Below are 18,807 nucleotides of genomic sequence, written 5' to 3' on the forward strand. Positions count from 1 at the left end.
TCGCCCCGGACTTGATCCGGGGCCAGGCTAACTTCTTGTGGCTCCCGCACCGCCTCAGTTCAGCTCATACGCCACCGTCGTCACCACGCGGACCTTCTGGAACGGGGTGTTCGCGCCGCTCGAATCGCAATATTCGCAGTCGACGCCGTCGCGCGCGCTGATCGAGAAATAGCCCTGGCTGGCGGTCTTGATCTTGCCCACCGATGCGCCGCTGTCGTTGGCGAATTGCTGCGCACTTTCGCGCGCACTGCGGTTGGCCTCGGCGATCATTTCCGGCTTGAGGTCGTTCAGTCCGGTGAAGGTATAGTTGACCGAACCGCCGCCCATCTCGACCCCCGCACGCAGCAGGTCGGCCTGCTTCGCATAGGCCGCACGCGCCTTCATGACGTCGTTCGTGCGTAGCTGGATCGAGCGCGAGACTGTGAGGTTCTCGGGCAGCGGGTTGCCGTAGGCATCGCGCGGCTGTTCGCGCATCAGCGAGATGTCGCTGTCGGTAAAGTCGCTTGGCTTGAAACCCGCTTCGGTGAAGAATTTGCGCACCGATTGCGCCTGCCGATCGACCGAGCCCTGCACGCTCGCCAGATCACTGCCATTGTCGGAGAAGGATACGGTCCAGGTGGCGATATCGGCGGTGACGTCGCGTTCGGACACGCCCTTGACGGTCACTTCGCGGTCGGCCTCCTTCGCGCGGCGCAATCCATCGCCGAGCAGGAAGCCGCTGCCCATCAGCCCGACCATCACGATCGCGACCGAACCCAGCACCACGAAACGATTATCTTCGATAAACCCGGCCATCCCTCATTCTCCTCGACAGGTTGGCAGCGGCGCGGCCCCCATTGGCCGGAGCGTTCTGCGATCAACCGTGCATTGATATCGACGAGTTGAGCTGAACCTGCGATGAAACGTTCTATCGCATCGACGAAATGAGTTCTTCACTCTCCCCATCGCATCTTCTGCCGTCGTAGGGCGCAACTTTCGGCGCTGGCGGGCATTGGGCAGCCATGGAAAGCGCAATCCTCTCGATCGTCGAAATGCTCGGCTATGCCGGGATCGCCTTTCTGATGGCACTGGAGAACATCTTCCCGCCGCTCCCTTCCGAAGTAATCATGGGTGCGGGCGCTCTGGCGATGACCAACGGCCAGATGCATTTCTGGCCACTGCTGATCGCAGGCACCCTCGGCACGCTTGCGGGGAACTACGCATGGTACGTGCTGGGCGACCGGGTGGGTTACGAACGGCTCGGCCCGCTGGTCGACAGATGGGGCCGGTGGCTGACGATCGAATGGGAAGATGTCGAGCGCACCGTCCGTTTCTTCCAGCGGCACGGCCAATGGGCGGTGTTCGTCCTGCGCGCGACGCCGGTGATGCGGACGATGATTTCGCTACCCGCGGGTCTCGCGCACATGAACGTGTGGCGCTTCCTGATCTTCACCGCTGCCGGAGCGGCGATTTGGAACGGGCTGCTGATTGCAGGGACGGTGTGGATCGCAAAGAGCTTTGCGGAGGCGCAGACCTGGCTCGGCTGGGGCATGGTCGCGATCTTCGTCATTGCGGCGGGGGCCTACCTGTGGCGCCTGGCAACGTGGAAGCCGCGCGCCCAGCGCTAGTCGCCGCGACCGCGCCCCTCGGCTTCCCTGGGGTGCGCATTGCGATAGGTATCGAGCAGGCGCGCCGCATCGACTTCGGTATAGATCTGCGTCGAGCCCAGGCTCGCGTGGCCCAGCAATTCCTGCAGACTGCGCAAATCCGCACCCGCACCGAGCAGGTGCGTCGCAAAGGAATGGCGCAGCGCGTGCGGGGTGGCATTTGTGGGCAGACCGATTTCGGCGCGCACCTCCGCCATCGCCTTCTGCACCAGCCCGGGCGAGAGCGGCCCCCCACGCGCGCCCCGAAACAGCGGCTTGTCCGTTGCAAGGTCGTGCGGGCAGGCGGCGACATAGGCGGCGATGGCAGTGCGGATCGCGGGCAGGATCGGCACCACGCGGGTCTTGCCCCCCTTGCCGGTGACGCGGATCGTCTCGCCGATCTGCGCATGTTCTCCGGTCAGCGACAGCGCCTCGCCAAGCCGCATTCCCGCGCCGTAGAGCAGAAGCAAGACCGCACGGTCGCGCAGGCCGGTCCACTCCTCGCGCCGCTTTTCACCCACCTTCTCGGCGATCTGGACCGCATCGTCGGGCGTGACCGGGCGGGGGAGGGTGCGCTTGATCCGCGGGCCGCGCAGACGCGGAGCCTGCGCTTCGTCGAAGCCTGCCTCGCTTCGCGCAAAAGCGAGAAACGCGCGCAGTGCGGAGAGTTCGCGCGCGGCGGAGCGGTTGGACAGGCCATCGGCACGGCGGCGGGCGAGCTGGGCGCGCAGGGCCGGGGCCTCCAGCCTGGCGACAGCCTGCCAGTCGGTCGCATCCGTCTCCTCCAGCAGCCGTTCGGCAGCACGGACATAGGCGCGCACGGTATGGGGCGACAGGCGGCGCTCGCTCGCGAGATGGCTTTCCCAGCGGGCGAGCAGGCCGCTCATGCGGCGACGAGGTGCGCCGGGACCAGCTCGGCCAGGAGAGCATCGAGCAGCGGCATGCCCTGCGGCGTGATCGTCAGCCGGTGTCCGTCGCGTTCGACGAAGCCGAGATCGGCGTAGAAGGCGGCGCGGCCTGCATCGACCAGCGCGTCGGGCGTTGTGCCGAACCGCGCGGCAAGCGCTTCTAGGTCGAGCCCTTCGGCCAGCCGCAGGCCCATCAGCATCGCTTCGCTCAGCTGCTCCTCGCAGCCCAGCGCGCGCTCTTCGGCCATACCGTGCCCGTTCTCCGCCACACGGCGCAGGAACGCCTCGGGCTTCTTGTGGCGGATCGTCGCCATCCCGCCGCGCCGCCCATGCGCGCCCGGCCCGATCCCGACGTAATCGCGGTATCGCCAGTAGGTGAGGTTGTGGTGGCTCTGTGCGCCAGCACGCGCATGGTTGCTGATCTCGTAAGCCGGAAGGCCCGCCGCCTGCATCTGCTCCTGCGTCTGGACGAACAGATCGGCGGCCTCGTCCGGGTCCATCGGGTGCAAACGTCCGCGTGCGACCGCTCCGGCAAAGCCCGTGCCCGGTTCGATGGTGAGCTGGTAGAGCGAGAGATGCTCCGTCCCAAAGGCCAGGGCGCGCGTGAGTTCGGCTTCCCACGCCTCGGCAGTCTGGCCGGGGCGGGCATAGATCAGGTCGAAGGTGACGCGCCCGAACAGGCCCTGCGCGCTCTCGACCGCCGCCATCGCCTCGCCGGCGCTGTGTTCGCGCCCGAGGAACGCCAGCGCCTCGTCATGGAGCGATTGCACGCCCAGCGACACCCGATTGACCCCGGCGGCGCGGAAATCGGCGAACTTGCCTGCCTCGTAGGAGGTCGGGTTCGCCTCAAGCGTGATTTCGGCGTCGGGCGTGAGGCCCCAAAGGCTCGCCGCGCGGTCGATCAGTGCGCCCGTCAGAGGGGGCGGCATCAGCGAAGGGGTGCCGCCGCCGAAGAAGATCGACCCGACCCGGCGGCCATCCGTCAGCGTGTGCTCGTGATCAAGATCGGCCAGCAGCGCCGCCTGCCACGCATCGGCATCCACAGCATCGCGAACATGGCTGTTGAAGTCGCAATAGGGGCACTTCTTCAGGCAGAAGGGCCAATGGATATAGAGCGCAAGATCGTCTGCGGCGGGCATGGCAAGAATCTAGGGTGCGCAGGCCACTATGGCCAGCGCGTTAGCCAAACTGCTCCGCCACCAGCTTGGCGAAGGCATCCGCGCGGTGGCTGATCGTGTGCTTTTCCTCAGGCTCGATCTCGGCGAAGGTCTGCTCGCGGCCCTGCGGCACGAACACCGGATCGTAGCCGAATCCCAGCTGCCCGCGCGGCGGCCAGGTGAGTGAACCGGGTGCGATGCCTTCGTAGACCGCGTATTCGCCATCAGGCCATGCCAGCGCCAGCGTGCAGTGGAACGCCGCGCTGCGGTCCACGTCCGGTCCCTGCTGCGCGAGCAGGCCCTCGACCTTGCCCATCGCCATATACCAGTCGCGGCCCGGTTCGCCCTCGAACCACTGTCGCTCGGCCCAGTCGGCCGTGTAGACGCCGGGCCTGCCATCGAGCGCGGCGACTGACAGCCCGCTGTCGTCGGCCAGGCTGACGATGCCGGACCCTTGCGCCGCAGCGCGCGCCTTGATCAGCGCGTTCTCGACGAAGGTCGTGCCCGTTTCCTCCGGCTCGGGCAGGCCGAGCGCACCGGCGGAGATGCACTCGACCCCATAAGGCGCGAGCAGCGCCGAAATCTCTTTCAGCTTGCCCGCATTATGCGTCGCGATGACGAGCTTGCCCGAGCCGATGCGCCTAGTCATTGGAGGGGCTCATTTCACCGCCGCGTCCTGTGCCTTGAAGATCTCGCCGCAGCCCATCTGCGAAAGGCGCAGCAGGCGCAGCAGCGCTTCTTCGTCATAGGTCGCGCCTTCGGCGGTGGCCTGCACTTCGGCGATCTTGCCGCCTTCGATCAGCACGAAATTGGCGTCGGCATCGGCCGAGCTGTCTTCGTCGTAATCGAGGTCGAGCACGGGCGTGCCCTTGTAGATGCCGCAAGACACCGCGGCGATCTTGCCCGTAATCGGGTCTTCGAGGATCGCGCCCGACTTCTTGAGGCTGTCGATCGCCAGTCGCAGCGCGACCCACGCGCCCGAGATCGAGGCGGTACGCGTGCCACCATCGGCCTGGATCACGTCGCAATCGAGCGTGATCTGTCGTTCGCCAAGCTTCTTCATGTCCACGACAGAGCGCAAGGAACGCCCGATGAGCCGCTGGATTTCCTGCGTCCGGCCCGACTGCTTGCCGCGCGCCGCCTCGCGACTGCCGCGCGTGTGCGTCGCGCGCGGGAGCATCGAGTATTCACCGGTGACCCAGCCCGCTCCCTTGCCGCGCATCCATGGCGGCACGCTGTTTTCGACGCTGGCGGTGCACAGCACGCGGGTATCGCCGAAGCTGATCAGGCAGCTGCCCTCTGCATGCTTGGTGAACCCGGTTTCGATTGTAATGGCGCGCATTTCGTCTGGCGCACGGCCTGAAGGTCGCATTGGGGGAAATCCTCTGATCTGTATGGTCGCCAGCGCCCTAGCGGCCTATTCATCGGGTGGCCAGTGGATGTGCTGCATCAGGGCTCGCTCCGAGGCATGAAAGGCATCGCTCATGATCCGATTTGTACCGATTTCCATCGCCGCTCTCGTGCTCACCGGCTGTGTCACGCCGGGCGAGGGATCGGATGCGCAATCCGAAGCGACGATCGACTTCGCTGTCAGCCCGTGCTTCGGCTTCTGCCCCGACTTCGCACTCTCCGTGACGCCGCAGGGCGAGGGGACGTACGAGGGGCATAATTTCGTCGCCAAGCGGGGCGAAGCGCGGTTCGTCGCCAGCGAAGAGGATTATCGCGCCTTCGCACGTCGCCTTGCGCCGTTCCGCCCCGAAAAGTCGGTCAGCTATGGCTACGACAATTGTGATGGGCCCGTTGCAACCGACTCCCCCAGCGTGACGGTGACCTGGCGCGATCCGGGCGACGAGCCGGTGACGCTCAACTGGTACATGGGATGCCGCCAGCCCGGCCTCGCCGACAAGAGCGAAGCGATCTACAAGGCATGGGAGGAATTGCCCGTGGACGCGCTGGTCGGGGCTGATGAAGACAGGCAGAATTTCGGCCGACGGGGCGAGTAGACATCGCGGCCGCAGGGCTATGTGGGGAGAATGAGAATGCGGTTTCCAATTGCCATTGCCCTGCTACTGGCCGGCTGCGTCGGGGTGACCGACAATGCTGCAGGAGCAAACACCGACAGCGTAACCACCGATTGCGGCGCGCAGTGCCCGGTGATTTTCCACGAGGTGACCTCATGGGGACGTCAGGTGTACCACTCCGAACTGGAGCCCGACGGGTCTTTCGTTGCAGAAAGGCTCGACTTCAACTCGGGCGAGGTGACCGAGACGACCCGGCGCGAGCTGGGGGTGAAGGGCTACCGCGCCGCCTATGCCGCGCTCAAGCCGCTCGAGAATGCGGAAAACCGGTCAATCTTCTGCAAAGGCGCTCCGTCCGACGGGCCCTATGGCGCGTACACCTGGGACGACGGCAACCGGATCAGCGTTTATTACGGCTGTTACGGCGTCGATCGCTCGCTCGATCCACTGGCCGATGCGGAGGAGGCGTACACCGCCATCGTCAATCCGGACGGGAACTGAAATCGCAAGGATTGCATCGTTTCGGATGATCGCCCAGATTTGGCTCCGATGGCCACCCCACCGCTCACCGAACTGACCGACCGGACGCGCGATATCTTTCGCCTGGTGGTGGAGCAGTATCTTGCGACCGGGCAGCCAATCGGCTCGAAGACTCTGGCGCAGGGTGGGGCGGTGGACCTGTCGCCTGCCTCGATCCGCTCGGTCCTCGCCGATCTCGAAAAGCTCGGCCTGCTCGCGGCGCCGCATGTCTCCGCCGGGCGCAAGCCGACCGAGAGCGGATTGCGGCTGTTCGTCGACGGGATGATGCAGATCACCCAGCCGAGCGAGGACGAGCGGCGCGCCATCGAAGCAAAACTGGGCGATCCCGGCCCGCTGGAGCAGCGGCTGGAAGCGGCTAGCGCGATGCTGTCCGACCTGTCGGGCGCGGCGGGCATGGTGCTGGTGCCCACGGCGGAGCGGCGGCTGGCGCAGATGAGTTTCGTCCCGCTCGATGGCACGCGCGCGCTCGCCGTGCTGGTCGATGCCAACGGGCAGGTAGAAAACCGGCTGATCGCGATCGCCGGGGTGGATCGCGCCGCGCTCGACAGTGCCTCGAACTACCTGTCGGCCCGCCTTGCCAATCGCAGCCTCGGCGAAGCGCTGAAGGATATCGAGGCGGAGATTGCGAGCGGGCGGAGCGCGCTCGACGAAGTATCCGCTGACCTCGTCCAGCGCGGGATTGCGATGTGGAGCGAGGATGCGGACCGCAGCCCGGTGTTCATCGTCCGCGGACAGGCGAAACTGCTCGACGACGAGGCGGTCGGCGATGTCGAACGCGTGCGGCAATTGCTCGACGAACTGGAAAACAAGCGCGCCGTTGCCGAGGTGCTGAAGCGCGCTCGCGAAGCGCAGGCGGCACGCATCTACATCGGTAGCGAAAATCGCCTCTTCGCTCTTAGCGGTTCGTCTGTTATCGCCTCGCCCTTCCGCGACCGCGATGGGAACGTTGTCGGCGTCCTGGGGGTTATCGGCCCCACGCGCTTGAACTACGCACGGATCGTTCCCATGGTCGATTTTACCGCGCAATCACTGGGACGATTGACTGGCTAACAGGGCAGTTTCACGAAAAGCTATGCAAGAAGAAAAAGAACCTAAGGACGAGGCTGTCAGCGAAGAAATCAAGCTCGACGAAGAGGCCGAGCGCGAGCTGGCGGGCGTGCCCGAGCATCTGCGCGACCAGAGCGACGATGACGAGGATGGCGAAGACTCCGATCTTGGCGAGGCCCTCGCGAAACTGAAGGGCGATCTCGATACCGCGCGGCAGGAAGTGCTCTACGCCCGCGCCGAGACGCAAAACGTGCGCCGGCGTCTGGAAAAGGACATTGCCGACACGCGCGCCTATGCCGCAACCGGCTTTGCCCGCGACATCCTGTCGGTGTCCGACAATCTCGTACGGGCGATCGAATCCATACCGCAGGATCTACGCGATGACGACAAGTTCAAGGGACTCGTCGCCGGGATCGAAGCGACCCAGCGCGAGCTGGAGCGCGTCTTCAGCCAGCACGGCGTGACGCGCGTGGCCGCCAAGGGCCTGCCGCTGGACCCCAATGTGCACCAGGCGATGATGGAAATCCCCAGCGACGATGCGGAGCCGGGCACTGTCATTCAGGAAATGCAGGCGGGGTATCTCATCCGCGACCGGCTGCTGCGTCCTGCGCTGGTAGGTGTGGCCAAGAAGCCGGACTGATCTTTTCGTTACGGAACCAAGGGGTTCTCTCGGGACTTTGGTAAACATCGAGGTCCAGAGGAGAACCCCCATGAAATCGCGTTTCGCTCTTATTCCGGTCGCCCTGATTTCCGCCCTGTCGCTGAGCGCCTGTGCGGAAAACTATTCCGCAGAAGGCGGTCTTGGCGGCGCGGCACTTGGTGCGGGCGTTGCCGCCGTAACCGGTGGCGATATTACCCGCTATGCGCTCGCCGGCGCTGCTGCGGGTGCGCTTGCTGGCTATTTCGTCGACAAGAACGATGGTTGCGACGGTTACGACCGCGACGGCTATCTCGATGAGGATTGCTTCGGCACGCAAGGCTACCCGGCCGACCCGCGTCGTTAATCGCGCAATGCGTTGAATGAAGGGCCGCCCTGCAAGGGGCGGCCCTTTTCGTATCAGTCGACCACCTGCGCGCGATTCTCGTCGCGGTGCTTCTTGAGATACTTCATAAACGGCGTGCCGCCGGTGCCGACATCGGGGTCGTTTCCGGCAATGCTGCCCGCCTGCTTGTTGATGTAGCTCGCCGCGTATTCGAGATGCCGCGTGCGGAACCGCGCCGCCTGTTCGAGGCACGCATTGAACGCCTCCTTCAGCGCAACATTGCCGCTGCCCGCCACGAAGCTGCGCAGCGTGGATTGCGCGGCAAGGTCTTCGATGAAGCGCCGATGCTCGACCGGGCGGTAGGCGTGTAGTTCGTCGAGGAAGCTCTTGAGCGGGTCGTCCGAATGGCCGACCTGGAACAGCGCATCCATCGCCGGAACGATCGAGGACTGCGATCCGGTCTGCCCACGAAACGCCTGCGGCTTGCCGCCAAACTTTTCGATTCCCTCGTACACCAGCCCGCCATCCAGCGCGGGGTTGTTTGCCCAGCCGTGGATGTAGGGGCGCACCCGGTGGAAATAGACGTACGGATCGCACCGCTCGGGCATCCGCGCAAAGTGCGCGTAGATGCGCTCCCACGCTTCATCCATCTCGCGCAGCAGAGCGAGCGCAGCATCCTCGTCCCCGTCGCGGCACACACCGACCAGCTTCGCCGCATTGTCGAGCAGCACGCCCGCCTCTGCCTCGATCGCGACGTGGACCAGCACGAACCAGTTCTCGTCCGCGCCGCCGTAGAAGTTCTGGTGCATCGCGATATTGTCGAGCGTGATCGGGCTGGACTTGTCGAGCCGGTACCAGTTGTCGAGCACGTAGCCCGAATAGGGCAGCAATGGTGCCTGGCCGAGCCGGTCGGCCAGCGCAACCATCGGTCGGGAGAGATTGGCAGGCAGGTGTGCGGGCGGATCGTCTTCTCCCCAGACATAGGCCTGCACCAGGAAGGAATAGTGCACCATCGCGGTGCGGACCTCTTCCTCGGGCGCGTCCTTGGCCCATGCGCCTATCTGCGGGTCGGGCAGCGCATCCAGCCAGTGGCGCACGCGGCCAGTGGTCAGCAGCGCGGAAAGATTGCCCGCTGCCTGCACGATCGGCTCGAATTGGGAGGGGAGGGTAATCGAATCGATTTCGTAATGCGAAAGGTAGCCGCGTTCCCGCGACATGCCGTAATTGCTCAGCTCCATTGTTGGGACCATTCGCCGGGCGCGGGTTGGGCCGCCCGGACGGCACGCTGACTATCAAGCGGCGAGGGGCCGCTCAAGCCGTGACGCTACGTCATCCACTCGCGCCGGGGAATCGCACCAGCAACGCATAGGCCTCGGGGTTGGCGATGCCCGCCACGCGCACGCCGTTGCGCAGCCAGAAGGCGTGCTTCACGATTTCGGCCTGCTGCTCGATCCCGTATTTTTCGAGGGTCCAGCCGGGTTTCAGGCTGTAATCGTATCGGCACCAGGGGTGGCGGTGTAGCGGCAGGTACCATTCGCCCTTGGTCTGGCTCTGCCAGACATGCGTCATCTCGTGGATGAAATGGCCCTGCGAGTGGTGGTTTCCGGCAGAGAAATCGTCGCAATATCCAGCGGCATCGGGATGGAAGTGCAGGTGCCCGCGCGGCGCCATGGTGACGTTGCGCGGCTGGAAGAACGCCCACTTGCGCCGCCGGATCGTGACCTTGCGATAATCGATCGCGGTGCCGAACACCGATTGCGCCAGCGCGACCTCTCCCGTGGTCAGCCGTCGCTCCCCACCCGCAGGGCAGGGAGCGGCCGGCGCATCATGCGCCACGGCGTCGATCGGATGATCCATCGCGTTCGTCGAATGCGGTCGATCAGCGTTCCGCGTCGGCGGGCAGCACGTCGACGTCGAACGACATGGTGTCGCCACCGGCCATCGTCAGAGTGACCGAGGTGACGCTTTCCGGCTTGAGATCGGGGGACAGATCGTAGGCCATCACATGCTTCTTGCCCGGCTCGAACTTGACGGTGTCACCCGGCTCGATCGTGACCATGCCGATCGATCCCATCTCGGTATCGTCGTATTCCATATAATCGTGCAATTCGGCCCGCGCAGCGCCTTCCACGTCGGCGCGGCGGACTGCAATCGCGCGGTCGCTGTCGTTCTTCAGGTTGAAGTAGACCGCAGCCGGATTGCCTTCCACGGCGGGCAGGAACAGCTTGCCGTCGGTCGCGCTGAGTGGCGATGCCGCTTCCTGCGTTTCGGCAGGCTTTTCCGAGCACCCGCCAAGTACGACAGTACCCAGGCCCAGTGCGACAGCGGCGTAAATCGATTTCATCTCAAGCTTCTCCCTCTCGAATGTCTCACTTCACGACTAGGCGCTGGCATCTCTTGTGCCAAGAACAAGCGCACCTATATCCGCGGCTGAACTGAGCTGCCGAGCACCATCGCCCTTGGATGGGGTGGTGCGAGGGGCAGTGTCCAACATAGCCAATAGGATGCGGGGTATCATGGCAAAAGTAATCGGTATCGACCTCGGTACGACCAACTCGTGTGTCGCGGTCATGGATGGTGGCAAGCCCAAGGTGATCGAAAATGCGGAAGGTGCACGCACCACGCCGTCGATCGTCGCCTTCACCAAGGACAACGAGCGCCTGATCGGCCAGCCGGCCAAGCGCCAGGCCGTCACCAACCCGGACAACACCGTGTTCGCGGTGAAGCGCCTGATCGGTCGCCGGTTCGATGACCCCATGACCAAGAAGGACATGGAGCTGGTCCCCTACAACATCGTCAAGGGCAACAACGGCGATGCGTGGGTTTCCGCGGGCGGCGAAAGCTACTCGCCCAGCCAGATTTCCGCCTTCATCCTCCAGAAAATGAAGGAAACCGCCGAAAGCTATCTCGGCGAAAAGGTGACGCAGGCGGTCATCACCGTTCCTGCCTATTTCAACGACGCGCAGCGTCAGGCGACGAAGGACGCCGGCCAGATCGCAGGTCTCGAAGTCCTGCGCATCATCAACGAGCCGACGGCTGCCGCGCTCGCCTACGGGCTCGACAAGGACGAGAACAAGACCATCGCGGTCTACGACCTTGGCGGCGGTACCTTCGATATCTCCGTGCTCGAAGTGGGTGACGGCGTGTTCGAGGTGAAGTCGACCAACGGCGACACCTTCCTGGGTGGTGAAGACTTCGACAGCGCGATTGTCGAATATCTGGCCGACCAGTTCAAATCCAAGGAAAACATGGATCTGAAGCAGGACAAGCTGGCCCTGCAGCGCCTCAAGGAAGCGGCCGAAAAGGCGAAGATCGAGCTTTCGAGCGCGCAGCAGACCGAAGTGAACCTGCCCTTCATCACCGCACGCATGGAAGGCGGCAGCTCCACCCCGCTGCACCTCGTCGAAACGCTGACCCGCTCGAAGCTGGAACAGCTTGTGGGCGATCTGGTCAAGCGCACGCTCGACCCGTGCAAGAAGGCGCTGGAAGACGCCGGCCTCAAGGCGGGCGACATCGACGAAGTGATCCTGGTCGGCGGGATGACCCGCATGCCCAAGGTTCGCGATGTGGTGGAAGAATTCTTCGGCAAGAAGCCGCATACCGGCGTGAACCCGGATGAAGTCGTTGCCATGGGCGCCGCCATTCAGGCGGGCGTGCTGCAGGGCGACGTCAAGGACGTGCTGCTGCTCGACGTGACGCCGCTTTCGCTCGGCATCGAAACGCTCGGCGGGATCATGACCAAGATGATCGACCGCAACACGACGATCCCGACCAAGAAGACGCAGGTCTATTCGACTGCCGAGGATAACCAGCAGGCGGTGACGATCCGCGTGTTCCAGGGCGAGCGCGAGATGGCTTCGGACAACAAGATGCTCGGCCAGTTCGACCTTGTCGGCATCCCCAGCGCCCCGCGCGGCGTGCCCCAGATCGAGGTGACGTTCGATATCGACGCAAACGGCATCGTGAACGTCAGCGCCAAGGACAAGGGCACCGGCAAGGAACAGCAGATCCGCATCCAGGCTTCGGGCGGTCTCAGCGACAATGACATCGAATCGATGGTCCGCGACGCGGAGAAGTTCGCCGAGGAAGACAAGAAGCGGCGCGAAGCGGCCGAGGCACGCAACCAGGCAGACAATCTCGTCCATGCCACTGCCAAGCAGCTGGAAGAGAACGGCGACAAGATCGACGCCGGGCTCAAGTCCGATGTGGAAGCCGCAATCGCCGAAACGCGGACCGCACTGGAAGGTGACGATTCCGACGCGATCAACGCCAAGGCGCAGGCCCTGACCGAGCTGGCCATGAAGATGGGCCAGCAGATCTACGAGAAGGAGCAGGCAAACGGCGGCGGCGACGCAGCGGCAGCCGATGCTGCGGCCACGCAGGCGGAAGACGACGACGTCGTCGACGCGGAATTCTCCGAAGTCGACGATGGCGCCAGCGACGACAGTGGCGACGCCGGTCGCGCCTGATCCTGCGACGATGGAACGACGGTGCCGCGCAAACCACTCCGGTTTGCGCGGCCTCGTTTTGATATAGACCTGGTGCTTTAGTAATGGCTTCCGAACCCGATCTTTACGAACTGCTCGGCGTGCCGCGCAATGCGGATGCGGCGGCGATCAAGTCTGCCTATCGCAAGATGGCGATGCAGTATCACCCGGACCGAAATCCCGGCGATGCCGAGGCAGAAGCGCGCTTCAAGGCGATCGGCGCGGCGTACGAGGTTCTGAAAGACCCGCAGAAACGCGCCGCCTACGACCAGTACGGCCACGCCGCCTTCCAGCAGGGCGGGGGCGGCGGCGGTCGCGGAGGGCCGCATGGCGATTTCGGCGATATCGGCGACATCTTCGAAACCATCTTCGGCAGCGCGTTCGGCGGCATGCGGCAGGGCGCCCGGCGCGGGGCGGACCTGCGCTACGATCTCGAAATCACGCTGGAAGATGCCTTCCACGGCAAGTCGACGACGATCGAAATCGAAGTCTCGCAGCAATGCGACGTGTGCACCGGGACCGGCGCCGAACCCGGCACCGGGACGCGGACCTGCAACATGTGCTCTGGCTATGGCAAGGTGCGCGCGCAGCAGGGCCTGTTCGTGGTCGAACGCCCATGCCCCAATTGCCATGGCCGCGGCGAAGTGATCGAGAGCCCGTGCCGCAATTGTCGTGGCGACGGCCGCGTCGATGCCCCGCAATCGCTGTCGGTCGACATTCCGCCCGGCGTCGATACCGGCACCCGCATCCGCCTGACCGGCAAGGGCGAAGCAGGGCCGCGCGGCGCACCATCGGGCGACCTCTACATCTTCATTCACATCCGCCAGCACGGCGTGTTCGCGCGCGACGGATCGAACCTGGTGGCCCGCGTGCCGATCAGCTTCACCACCGCAGCACTGGGCGGCAAGGTCGAAATCCCCGACCTCGACGGGTCGAGCAACACGATCGACATTCCCGCAGGCATCCAGTCGGGCAAGCAGCTGCGCAAGCGCGGCGCGGGCATGCCCGTTCTGCAAGGGCGCGGACGCGGCGATCTGGTCGCGGAGATCACGGTCGAGACGCCGACCAAGCTCTCCAAGCGGCAGAAGGAAATCCTCGAAGAATTCCGCGAGACAGAGACGGGCGACGAGTGCCCCGAAAGCCGTGGCTTCTTCGACCGGATCAAGGATGCGTTTGGAGCCTGACCTGGCTCTGGCGGCAGCGTAATTTGCCGCCGGGCGCTAGGCCATCAGCTTCGCTTCGATCTCAACGGCCAAAGAGTCGAGCAGCCCGCCCGCGCAGCGCTCCGCCTCGCGCTCTTCATCGATAATCGCGAGGAAGGCGCGCCGCAGGATATCGCGTCTCTCGTCGACGGAAACAGGGTGATCGCTGGTCGACAGCACCATGTCGACCATCCGCTCGCATCCGTGCAGTCGGCCCCAAAGGTAATCGTTCTCGCGGTAGGCGCGGCTGAAAAACGCACCGAAATCGTAGAACTCGATCCCGCGCAGCGTGGCTGCCGTGCCGCCCTTGCGGATCGCCGTCGCGTCTTCCGGGCTGATCCGGTCGACCTTGACCGGCTCGAACTCGTTCATCCCGCGCATTCCGAGGATCGGCAGCGTGGCGACGTCGTAGAACGGGAAACCGAGATAGGCATACATCATCCGGCGACGCAGCTCGCGCGGCATCTCGCCCAGCGCAGCGACGAGCGCCTGCTCGGCCAGCGTGTCGAGCGTCGCAAGGTCGCGCGCTTTCGCCACATGATCGAGCACTGCGCCCGGATCCTCCATGACGTTGCCGGCGAGGGGGGCGAAATCCGAACCCAGCGGCTTCACCCCGTCGCGCTCGAAATAGATCGAGAGGATTTCGTAAATCGCCTCGCGCGCACGATCGAGTGCTTCGTTGGGAATGTCGGGGTCCGCCTCCCAGTCGCGGGCGGTCCGCCGGGCGAGCAGTCGCAGGCGACGAATGCGAAAGGCCAGGTCGAAGCTGCGGAAGAACGCGATGGCCTCCTCGCTCGCGCCGGCTCCGGTCGCAACGAGGCTGGTAAGCCCGCGATCGTGCATCTCGGTACGCAGCCGCGCGGCGACGATATGCGTATCCAGCTCGCCCTCGTTCTTGGGCGCCGCCTGCCGCACCAGATCGGCGATCCGCTCCAAAATCCCCGCGAATTTCAGTTCTGCATAACCGGCAAAGGTATAACCGGCCTGCGTGGCGGCTGCCTGCTGCGCCTTGCCCCGCCAGCTGGCCAGACGCCGCAGCGTGGGCCGGTCGAAGAACACCGTGCGGTCGAACAGCTTTTCGACCGCCGCCTCCACCTCGGGCCGCAGCTTCACGATCATCGTCTGCAAACGCTCGGCATGCAGTGATTCTTCGCTGATCAGCTCCAGGTTGTCACGGATCGGCTGTTCGCGTGGCAGCGTCGAAATCGAGCCGAAGATATTCTCGAAGAAGCCGACCGGCGCATGCGCCTTCTCTTCGTCGCGGATGTAGCGGTCGGGTCGGGGGTCGATATAGGCGAAGCGCCGTTCCACCTCGCGCACCGCGGGGCGACCGCGCAACGCCTCGATCGCCCCTTCGAACGGTCGATTGACCAGCACCGAACCGTCGATCAGCGATACGCCGTCTGCCGAACCATTGTCGCAATGGGCGGGCATGATCCGTCGCAGGAAGGCATCGCGGTTTCGCCAGTCGCGCCCCGCCTCATCCGCCAGCTTGTCGATCTCCCCCACCTGGAGCGGCGGGAAGGCGCCGGGAAAACTCGCCGTCGCGCGCGCGGCGAACGCCAGTTCCAGCGGATCGGCCAGCCACGCGCCAGAAACTTCGGGCGTGCGGGCGGTAAAGCCGATCGGCATGCGGTGCTCGCTCTCCTGCACGATGGGCGGGCTGTGGAGGCGAAGGGTCGAAAGGTAACCATGAAAATCGGTCGTCGGCACGTAAAGATCGATCGGGTGGCCCGGTGGCAACAGCGGACCATCGGCCAGCGCACCATCCATCGCTTCGAGCGCGTCGAGCAGCATCTTCGACATCGCCTCGCCCGAGAAGGGCGGCTGGAACCAGCGCCCGCGCACCAGCTTGGAAACCTTCTCGCGCACTTCCTCGCGCGTTTCGGGGGCGACGCTTTCAGAAACGAGGTTGCCCGGTCGCCTCAGCACGAAGTTTGCCAGCGGCTGCGCCCAGAGCTTGGCAAAGCGCCAGCCCATCCGTGCATCCTCCGCCGTCAGCCGGTCGATATCCGCATTGTCGAGCCACAGATTGGTCAGCGGTTCGAGCGACCGGCCCGAATAGACCGCCTGCGCGAGGAACACGGCGTTGATGCCGCCCGCGCTCGCGCCGCTGAAGATGTCGGGGATCACTCTCAGACGCAGTTCGTGCTCGTCTGCGAGGATCTCCAGCAAGCGGCGATATTCGGCTGCGACACCGGTGCTGTTGGTTTCGCCTGCTTGAAAGCCCCGGCTGGCGCGCGCGAGATTCCAGACCTCCTTGGTCACGCCGTGCATGTAGACTGCCAGACTCACCCCGCCGTAGCAGACAAGGCCGATCCTCAGTTCCTTCTGACGCATGGGCAGAGACTAGCGGGGAAAGGCCGCACAAGGCAACTTGCGTTCCGCAAATGTTCCTCCTACGTCCCCGTTTTAAGGAGGTGGCATGGCCAAACCCAAGAAACGCTATGTCTGCCAGGCTTGCGGGGCGGTGTCGCACCGCTGGCAGGGCCAGTGCGCCGACTGTTCGGAATGGAACACGCTGGTCGAGGAAGCCCCCGCGACCGTGTTCAGCATGAAGCACGACCTGTCGGGCGGGGGGAGGCGGCTGCAATTCGCCTCGCTTTCCGAAGCGGTCGAGCCGCCCAAGCGGGCAACCACCGGGCTGAAGGAATTCGACCGTGCGCTGGGCGGCGGGCTGGTGCCGGGTGCTGCGATCCTGATCGGCGGCGATCCGGGTATCGGCAAGTCGACGCTCTTGCTCCAGACCGCAGGCGCAGTCGCAACGCGAGGACAGGACGTCGTCTATGTCAGCGGGGAAGAAGCTGCGGCGCAGGTCCGCTTGCGCGCCGAGCGGCTCGGTCTGGCAAACGCGCCCGTGCGCCTCGCCTCATCCACCAATGTGCGCGACATCCTGACAACCTTGGCAGCAGGCGATCCGCCCGACCTGCTGATCGTCGATTCGATCCAGACGATGTATTCGGACACGATCGAGGGTGCGCCCGGCACGGTCAGCCAGGTACGCGGCTGCGCGTTCGAACTGATCCGCTACGCCAAGGAAAGCGGCACCGCACTGGTGCTGGTCGGCCATGTGACCAAGGACGGCAATATCGCGGGCCCACGTGTGCTGGAACATATGGTCGACGTGGTGATGAGCTTCGAAGGCGAACGCAGCCATCAGTACCGCATTCTGCGCGCGCTCAAGAACCGCTTCGGCGCGGTCGACGAGATCGGCGTCTTCGCGATGGCGACCGAGGGGCTGGAGGAGGTCGAGAACCCCTCCATGCTGTTCCTTTCGGGCCGCGATGCGCCGCTCGCAGGCAGCGCGGTATTCCCGGCCATGGAGGGCACACGCCCCGTGCTGGTAGAAATTCAGGCGCTGATTGTGCGGCTGCAATCGGGCGCAACCCCGCGCCGCGCCGTGGTGGGCTGGGATAATGGCCGCCTCGCCATGCTGCTCGCGGTGCTGGAATCGCGCTGCGGGTTGAATTTCAGCGCGGCGGAAGTTTACCTCAACGTAGCGGGTGGATACCGCCTCGCCGATCCCGCTGCGGATCTGGCCGTGGCGGCCGCATTGGTCTCCGCGCTTGCCGACAAGCCGCTGCCCGATGGGTCGGTGTGGTTCGGCGAGGTATCGCTGGCGGGTGAAATCCGCCCCGTCGCGCACTCGGCGCTGCGCCTGCGTGAGGCGGCGAAACTGGGTTTTTCGAGCGCCTATGGGCCGCTAAAGGAAGAAAAGGCTTCACCCGGCATTCAATTCGCAGGAATTAGGCAACTGGCGCAATTGGTGGATCGTGTGATGCGCTAGAAGTCGTGGCTCTGACAAAAGCATGGTGGTCTGAAGAACGATGACCGGTTTCGACATTATCGTCCTGCTGATCGTCGCGATTGCCGCGATAGGCGGGTTTACGCGCGGGATCGTGCAGGAAGTGCTTTCGCTGGCGGCCTGGATCCTCGCGCTTCTCGCGATCCGGCAGCTGCATACGCCGTTGCAGGCCTTCATCGAACCGCGCGTGGACTCCTCGACGACCGCCGCCATCCTCGCCTTCGCGCTGCTGCTGCTGATCCCTTACGCGACGGTGAAGCTGATCGCATCGCTGGTGGGGGCCAAGGCGCGCGAATCGCTTCTCGGCCCGCTCGACCGGGTGCTCGGCTTCGGCTTCGGCGCGATCAAGGGCGCCATCATCGTGGTGGTGGGCTTTTCGCTGCTGGTGCTGGGTTACGACACGGTGTGGGGCGAACAGGGCCGCCCGACATGGATCCACAACGCGCGCACCTATGCCTCGATCAATGCAGGCAGCGAGGCGCTGGTCGGCTACATCCAGGAACGGCGCGCCAGCCTGCGGCAGGACGGCGCGGCGGGAGACGACGGCACGCAATCGGTGACGGGCTCGTCCGTGACCGAGTAAATCCGTACGTGACCAAGCTCTACACCCCCGAAATCCTTGGCCTTGCGGTCGAGCTGGCGCACTATCCCCGGCTGGCTTTGGCCGACCGCACTGCCGAAGCCCGCTCGCGCACCTGCGGCGGAACGCTGACGCTCGACCTCGCGCTCGACGGCGAGGGGAGGGTGGATGCCCTGGGGCTTGGCGTGTCGGCCTGCGCGATCGGGCAGGCGGCGGCTGCGATCTTTGCGCGAGAAGCGCGCGGCAGGGCCGCCGAAGAAATGCTCGCGGCCTCGGGCGAAATCGAGACCTGGCTCTCGGACGGCGGGCCGCTCCCCAATTGGCCGGGCATCGCAGTGCTCGAACCCGCGACCGCCTTTCCCGCGCGTCACGGGGCGATCCTGCTGCCGTGGCGGGCAGCCGTCGACGCGCTTTGCAAGGAGCCGCTCGCGCGCTAGATCGGCGAAAAAGCCGGA

At 65.0% G+C, this 18,807-nt stretch carries 20 protein-coding genes; 11 read left to right on the plus strand and 9 right to left on the minus strand.

Going from position 1 to position 18,807, the window contains the following annotated elements; genetic code table 11:
• Positions 1-54: 54 nt before the first annotated feature.
• Entirely contained in the window at positions 55-795 is a 741-nt protein-coding gene (locus tag AAG591_RS03665; RefSeq protein ID WP_342529618.1) for an SIMPL domain-containing protein, read from the minus strand.
• Between the two features lie 206 nt (positions 796-1,001).
• Here AAG591_RS03665 and AAG591_RS03670 point away from each other — a divergent pair, with 206 nt between their 5' ends.
• Positions 1,002-1,607, plus strand: a complete 606-nt coding sequence (locus tag AAG591_RS03670) for a DedA family protein (RefSeq protein ID WP_342529619.1) — start codon at positions 1,002-1,004, stop codon at positions 1,605-1,607.
• On the opposite strand, the gene AAG591_RS03675 is transcribed toward AAG591_RS03670, so the two are convergent.
• Genes AAG591_RS03675 through rph form a run of 4 tightly spaced genes read right to left on the minus strand, consistent with a single transcriptional unit; the run spans position 1,604 to position 5,062 of the window.
• On the minus strand, positions 1,604-2,512 hold the full coding sequence (locus tag AAG591_RS03675; protein WP_342529620.1) for a tyrosine recombinase XerC: 909 nt from the start codon (positions 2,510-2,512) through the stop codon (positions 1,604-1,606). The genes AAG591_RS03670 and AAG591_RS03675 overlap by 4 nt on opposite strands.
• Positions 2,509-3,672 carry a radical SAM family heme chaperone HemW gene (gene hemW / locus AAG591_RS03680; RefSeq protein ID WP_342529621.1) on the minus strand — a complete coding sequence of 388 codons (1,164 nt, stop codon included), beginning with the start codon at positions 3,670-3,672 and terminating at the stop codon, positions 2,509-2,511. Before hemW ends, AAG591_RS03675 begins: the two co-directional genes overlap by 4 nt.
• Positions 3,673-3,712: 40 nt before the next feature.
• The gene (rdgB, locus tag AAG591_RS03685) at positions 3,713-4,339 is read right to left on the minus strand and encodes an RdgB/HAM1 family non-canonical purine NTP pyrophosphatase (RefSeq protein ID WP_342529622.1); all 627 of its coding nucleotides are present in this window, start codon (positions 4,337-4,339) and stop codon (positions 3,713-3,715) included.
• 9 nt (positions 4,340-4,348) lie between these two features.
• On the minus strand, positions 4,349-5,062 hold the full coding sequence (gene rph, locus AAG591_RS03690) for a ribonuclease PH (RefSeq protein ID WP_342529623.1): 714 nt from the start codon (positions 5,060-5,062) through the stop codon (positions 4,349-4,351).
• Positions 5,063-5,174: 112 nt separating this feature from the next.
• Between rph and AAG591_RS03695 the strand changes: the two genes are divergently transcribed.
• From AAG591_RS03695 to AAG591_RS03715, 5 genes are all read left to right on the plus strand, one after another.
• Positions 5,175-5,693, plus strand: a complete 519-nt coding sequence (locus tag AAG591_RS03695; RefSeq protein WP_342529624.1) for a DUF6438 domain-containing protein — start codon at positions 5,175-5,177, stop codon at positions 5,691-5,693.
• Positions 5,694-5,729: 36 nt separating this feature from the next.
• Positions 5,730-6,209, plus strand: a complete 480-nt coding sequence (locus AAG591_RS03700; RefSeq protein WP_342529625.1) for a hypothetical protein — start codon at positions 5,730-5,732, stop codon at positions 6,207-6,209.
• A gap of 48 nt (positions 6,210-6,257) precedes the next feature.
• On the plus strand, positions 6,258-7,298 hold the full coding sequence (gene hrcA / locus AAG591_RS03705) for a heat-inducible transcriptional repressor HrcA (RefSeq protein WP_342529626.1): 1,041 nt from the start codon (positions 6,258-6,260) through the stop codon (positions 7,296-7,298).
• Between the two features lie 22 nt (positions 7,299-7,320).
• Complete coding sequence (locus tag AAG591_RS03710) at positions 7,321-7,935, plus strand: nucleotide exchange factor GrpE (protein ID WP_342529627.1); 615 nt, start codon at positions 7,321-7,323, stop codon at positions 7,933-7,935.
• Between the two features lie 70 nt (positions 7,936-8,005).
• Positions 8,006-8,299, plus strand: coding sequence for a hypothetical protein (locus AAG591_RS03715; RefSeq protein WP_342529628.1), 294 nt, complete (start codon positions 8,006-8,008; stop codon positions 8,297-8,299).
• Positions 8,300-8,352: 53 nt separating this feature from the next.
• Here the strand turns inward: AAG591_RS03715 and AAG591_RS03720 are convergent, their stop codons facing one another.
• The 3 genes from AAG591_RS03720 to AAG591_RS03730 form a co-directional block, all read right to left on the minus strand.
• Positions 8,353-9,528 carry a PrnB family protein gene (locus AAG591_RS03720; RefSeq protein WP_342529629.1) on the minus strand — a complete coding sequence of 392 codons (1,176 nt, stop codon included), beginning with the start codon at positions 9,526-9,528 and terminating at the stop codon, positions 8,353-8,355.
• 79 nt (positions 9,529-9,607) lie between these two features.
• The gene (locus AAG591_RS03725) at positions 9,608-10,135 is read right to left on the minus strand and encodes a vgr related protein (RefSeq protein ID WP_342529631.1); all 528 of its coding nucleotides are present in this window, start codon (positions 10,133-10,135) and stop codon (positions 9,608-9,610) included.
• Between the two features lie 22 nt (positions 10,136-10,157).
• Positions 10,158-10,622 carry a copper chaperone PCu(A)C gene (locus tag AAG591_RS03730; RefSeq protein WP_342529633.1) on the minus strand — a complete coding sequence of 155 codons (465 nt, stop codon included), beginning with the start codon at positions 10,620-10,622 and terminating at the stop codon, positions 10,158-10,160.
• 172 nt (positions 10,623-10,794) lie between these two features.
• Between AAG591_RS03730 and dnaK the strand changes: the two genes are divergently transcribed.
• Together dnaK and dnaJ are read left to right on the plus strand one after the other, a co-directional pair.
• On the plus strand, positions 10,795-12,747 hold the full coding sequence (gene dnaK, locus AAG591_RS03735) for a molecular chaperone DnaK (protein ID WP_342529634.1): 1,953 nt from the start codon (positions 10,795-10,797) through the stop codon (positions 12,745-12,747).
• 83 nt (positions 12,748-12,830) lie between these two features.
• Complete coding sequence (gene dnaJ / locus AAG591_RS03740; RefSeq protein ID WP_342529635.1) at positions 12,831-13,949, plus strand: molecular chaperone DnaJ; 1,119 nt, start codon at positions 12,831-12,833, stop codon at positions 13,947-13,949.
• Positions 13,950-13,985: 36 nt separating this feature from the next.
• On the opposite strand, the gene AAG591_RS03745 is transcribed toward dnaJ, so the two are convergent.
• On the minus strand, positions 13,986-16,307 hold the full coding sequence (locus tag AAG591_RS03745) for a patatin-like protein (protein WP_342529636.1): 2,322 nt from the start codon (positions 16,305-16,307) through the stop codon (positions 13,986-13,988).
• An 85-nt stretch (positions 16,308-16,392) separates the two neighbouring features.
• Between AAG591_RS03745 and radA the strand changes: the two genes are divergently transcribed.
• Genes radA through AAG591_RS03760 form a run of 3 tightly spaced genes read left to right on the plus strand, consistent with a single transcriptional unit; the run spans position 16,393 to position 18,789 of the window.
• Positions 16,393-17,754, plus strand: coding sequence for a DNA repair protein RadA (gene radA, locus AAG591_RS03750; RefSeq protein WP_342529637.1), 1,362 nt, complete (start codon positions 16,393-16,395; stop codon positions 17,752-17,754).
• Between the two features lie 40 nt (positions 17,755-17,794).
• Positions 17,795-18,355, plus strand: a complete 561-nt coding sequence (locus tag AAG591_RS03755; RefSeq protein ID WP_342529638.1) for a CvpA family protein — start codon at positions 17,795-17,797, stop codon at positions 18,353-18,355.
• 8 nt (positions 18,356-18,363) lie between these two features.
• Positions 18,364-18,789 (plus strand): iron-sulfur cluster assembly scaffold protein, encoded by a 426-nt coding sequence (locus AAG591_RS03760; protein ID WP_342529640.1) that lies wholly within the window; start codon positions 18,364-18,366, stop codon positions 18,787-18,789.
• Positions 18,790-18,807 lie beyond the last annotated feature (18 nt).

It is taken from the genome of Citromicrobium bathyomarinum (assembly GCF_038594485.1).
Lineage (GTDB): Bacteria > Pseudomonadota > Alphaproteobacteria > Sphingomonadales > Sphingomonadaceae > Alteriqipengyuania > Alteriqipengyuania bathyomarina_A.

Excerpts from the sequence above, each read along its gene's own strand:
- hrcA (WP_342529626.1), top strand. The coding sequence starts at position 6,258 with ATGGCCACCCCACCGCTCACCGAACTGACCGACCGGACGCGCGATATC.
- dnaJ (WP_342529635.1), top strand. The coding sequence starts at position 12,831 with ATGGCTTCCGAACCCGATCTTTACGAACTGCTCGGCGTGCCGCGCAAT.
- dnaK (WP_342529634.1), top strand. The coding sequence starts at position 10,795 with ATGGCAAAAGTAATCGGTATCGACCTCGGTACGACCAACTCGTGTGTC.
- AAG591_RS03695 (WP_342529624.1), top strand. The coding sequence starts at position 5,175 with ATGATCCGATTTGTACCGATTTCCATCGCCGCTCTCGTGCTCACCGGC.
- rdgB (WP_342529622.1), bottom strand. The coding sequence starts at position 4,339 with ATGACTAGGCGCATCGGCTCGGGCAAGCTCGTCATCGCGACGCATAAT.
- AAG591_RS03755 (WP_342529638.1), top strand. The coding sequence starts at position 17,795 with ATGACCGGTTTCGACATTATCGTCCTGCTGATCGTCGCGATTGCCGCG.
- AAG591_RS03665 (WP_342529618.1), bottom strand. The coding sequence starts at position 795 with ATGGCCGGGTTTATCGAAGATAATCGTTTCGTGGTGCTGGGTTCGGTC.
- AAG591_RS03675 (WP_342529620.1), bottom strand. The coding sequence starts at position 2,512 with ATGAGCGGCCTGCTCGCCCGCTGGGAAAGCCATCTCGCGAGCGAGCGC.
- AAG591_RS03700 (WP_342529625.1), top strand. The coding sequence starts at position 5,730 with ATGCGGTTTCCAATTGCCATTGCCCTGCTACTGGCCGGCTGCGTCGGG.
- AAG591_RS03745 (WP_342529636.1), bottom strand. The coding sequence starts at position 16,307 with ATGCGTCAGAAGGAACTGAGGATCGGCCTTGTCTGCTACGGCGGGGTG.
- AAG591_RS03715 (WP_342529628.1), top strand. The coding sequence starts at position 8,006 with ATGAAATCGCGTTTCGCTCTTATTCCGGTCGCCCTGATTTCCGCCCTG.
- AAG591_RS03720 (WP_342529629.1), bottom strand. The coding sequence starts at position 9,528 with ATGGTCCCAACAATGGAGCTGAGCAATTACGGCATGTCGCGGGAACGC.
- AAG591_RS03710 (WP_342529627.1), top strand. The coding sequence starts at position 7,321 with ATGCAAGAAGAAAAAGAACCTAAGGACGAGGCTGTCAGCGAAGAAATC.
- AAG591_RS03725 (WP_342529631.1), bottom strand. The coding sequence starts at position 10,135 with ATGGATCATCCGATCGACGCCGTGGCGCATGATGCGCCGGCCGCTCCC.
- AAG591_RS03730 (WP_342529633.1), bottom strand. The coding sequence starts at position 10,622 with ATGAAATCGATTTACGCCGCTGTCGCACTGGGCCTGGGTACTGTCGTA.
- AAG591_RS03670 (WP_342529619.1), top strand. The coding sequence starts at position 1,002 with ATGGAAAGCGCAATCCTCTCGATCGTCGAAATGCTCGGCTATGCCGGG.
- hemW (WP_342529621.1), bottom strand. The coding sequence starts at position 3,672 with ATGCCCGCCGCAGACGATCTTGCGCTCTATATCCATTGGCCCTTCTGC.
- rph (WP_342529623.1), bottom strand. The coding sequence starts at position 5,062 with ATGCGACCTTCAGGCCGTGCGCCAGACGAAATGCGCGCCATTACAATC.
- radA (WP_342529637.1), top strand. The coding sequence starts at position 16,393 with ATGGCCAAACCCAAGAAACGCTATGTCTGCCAGGCTTGCGGGGCGGTG.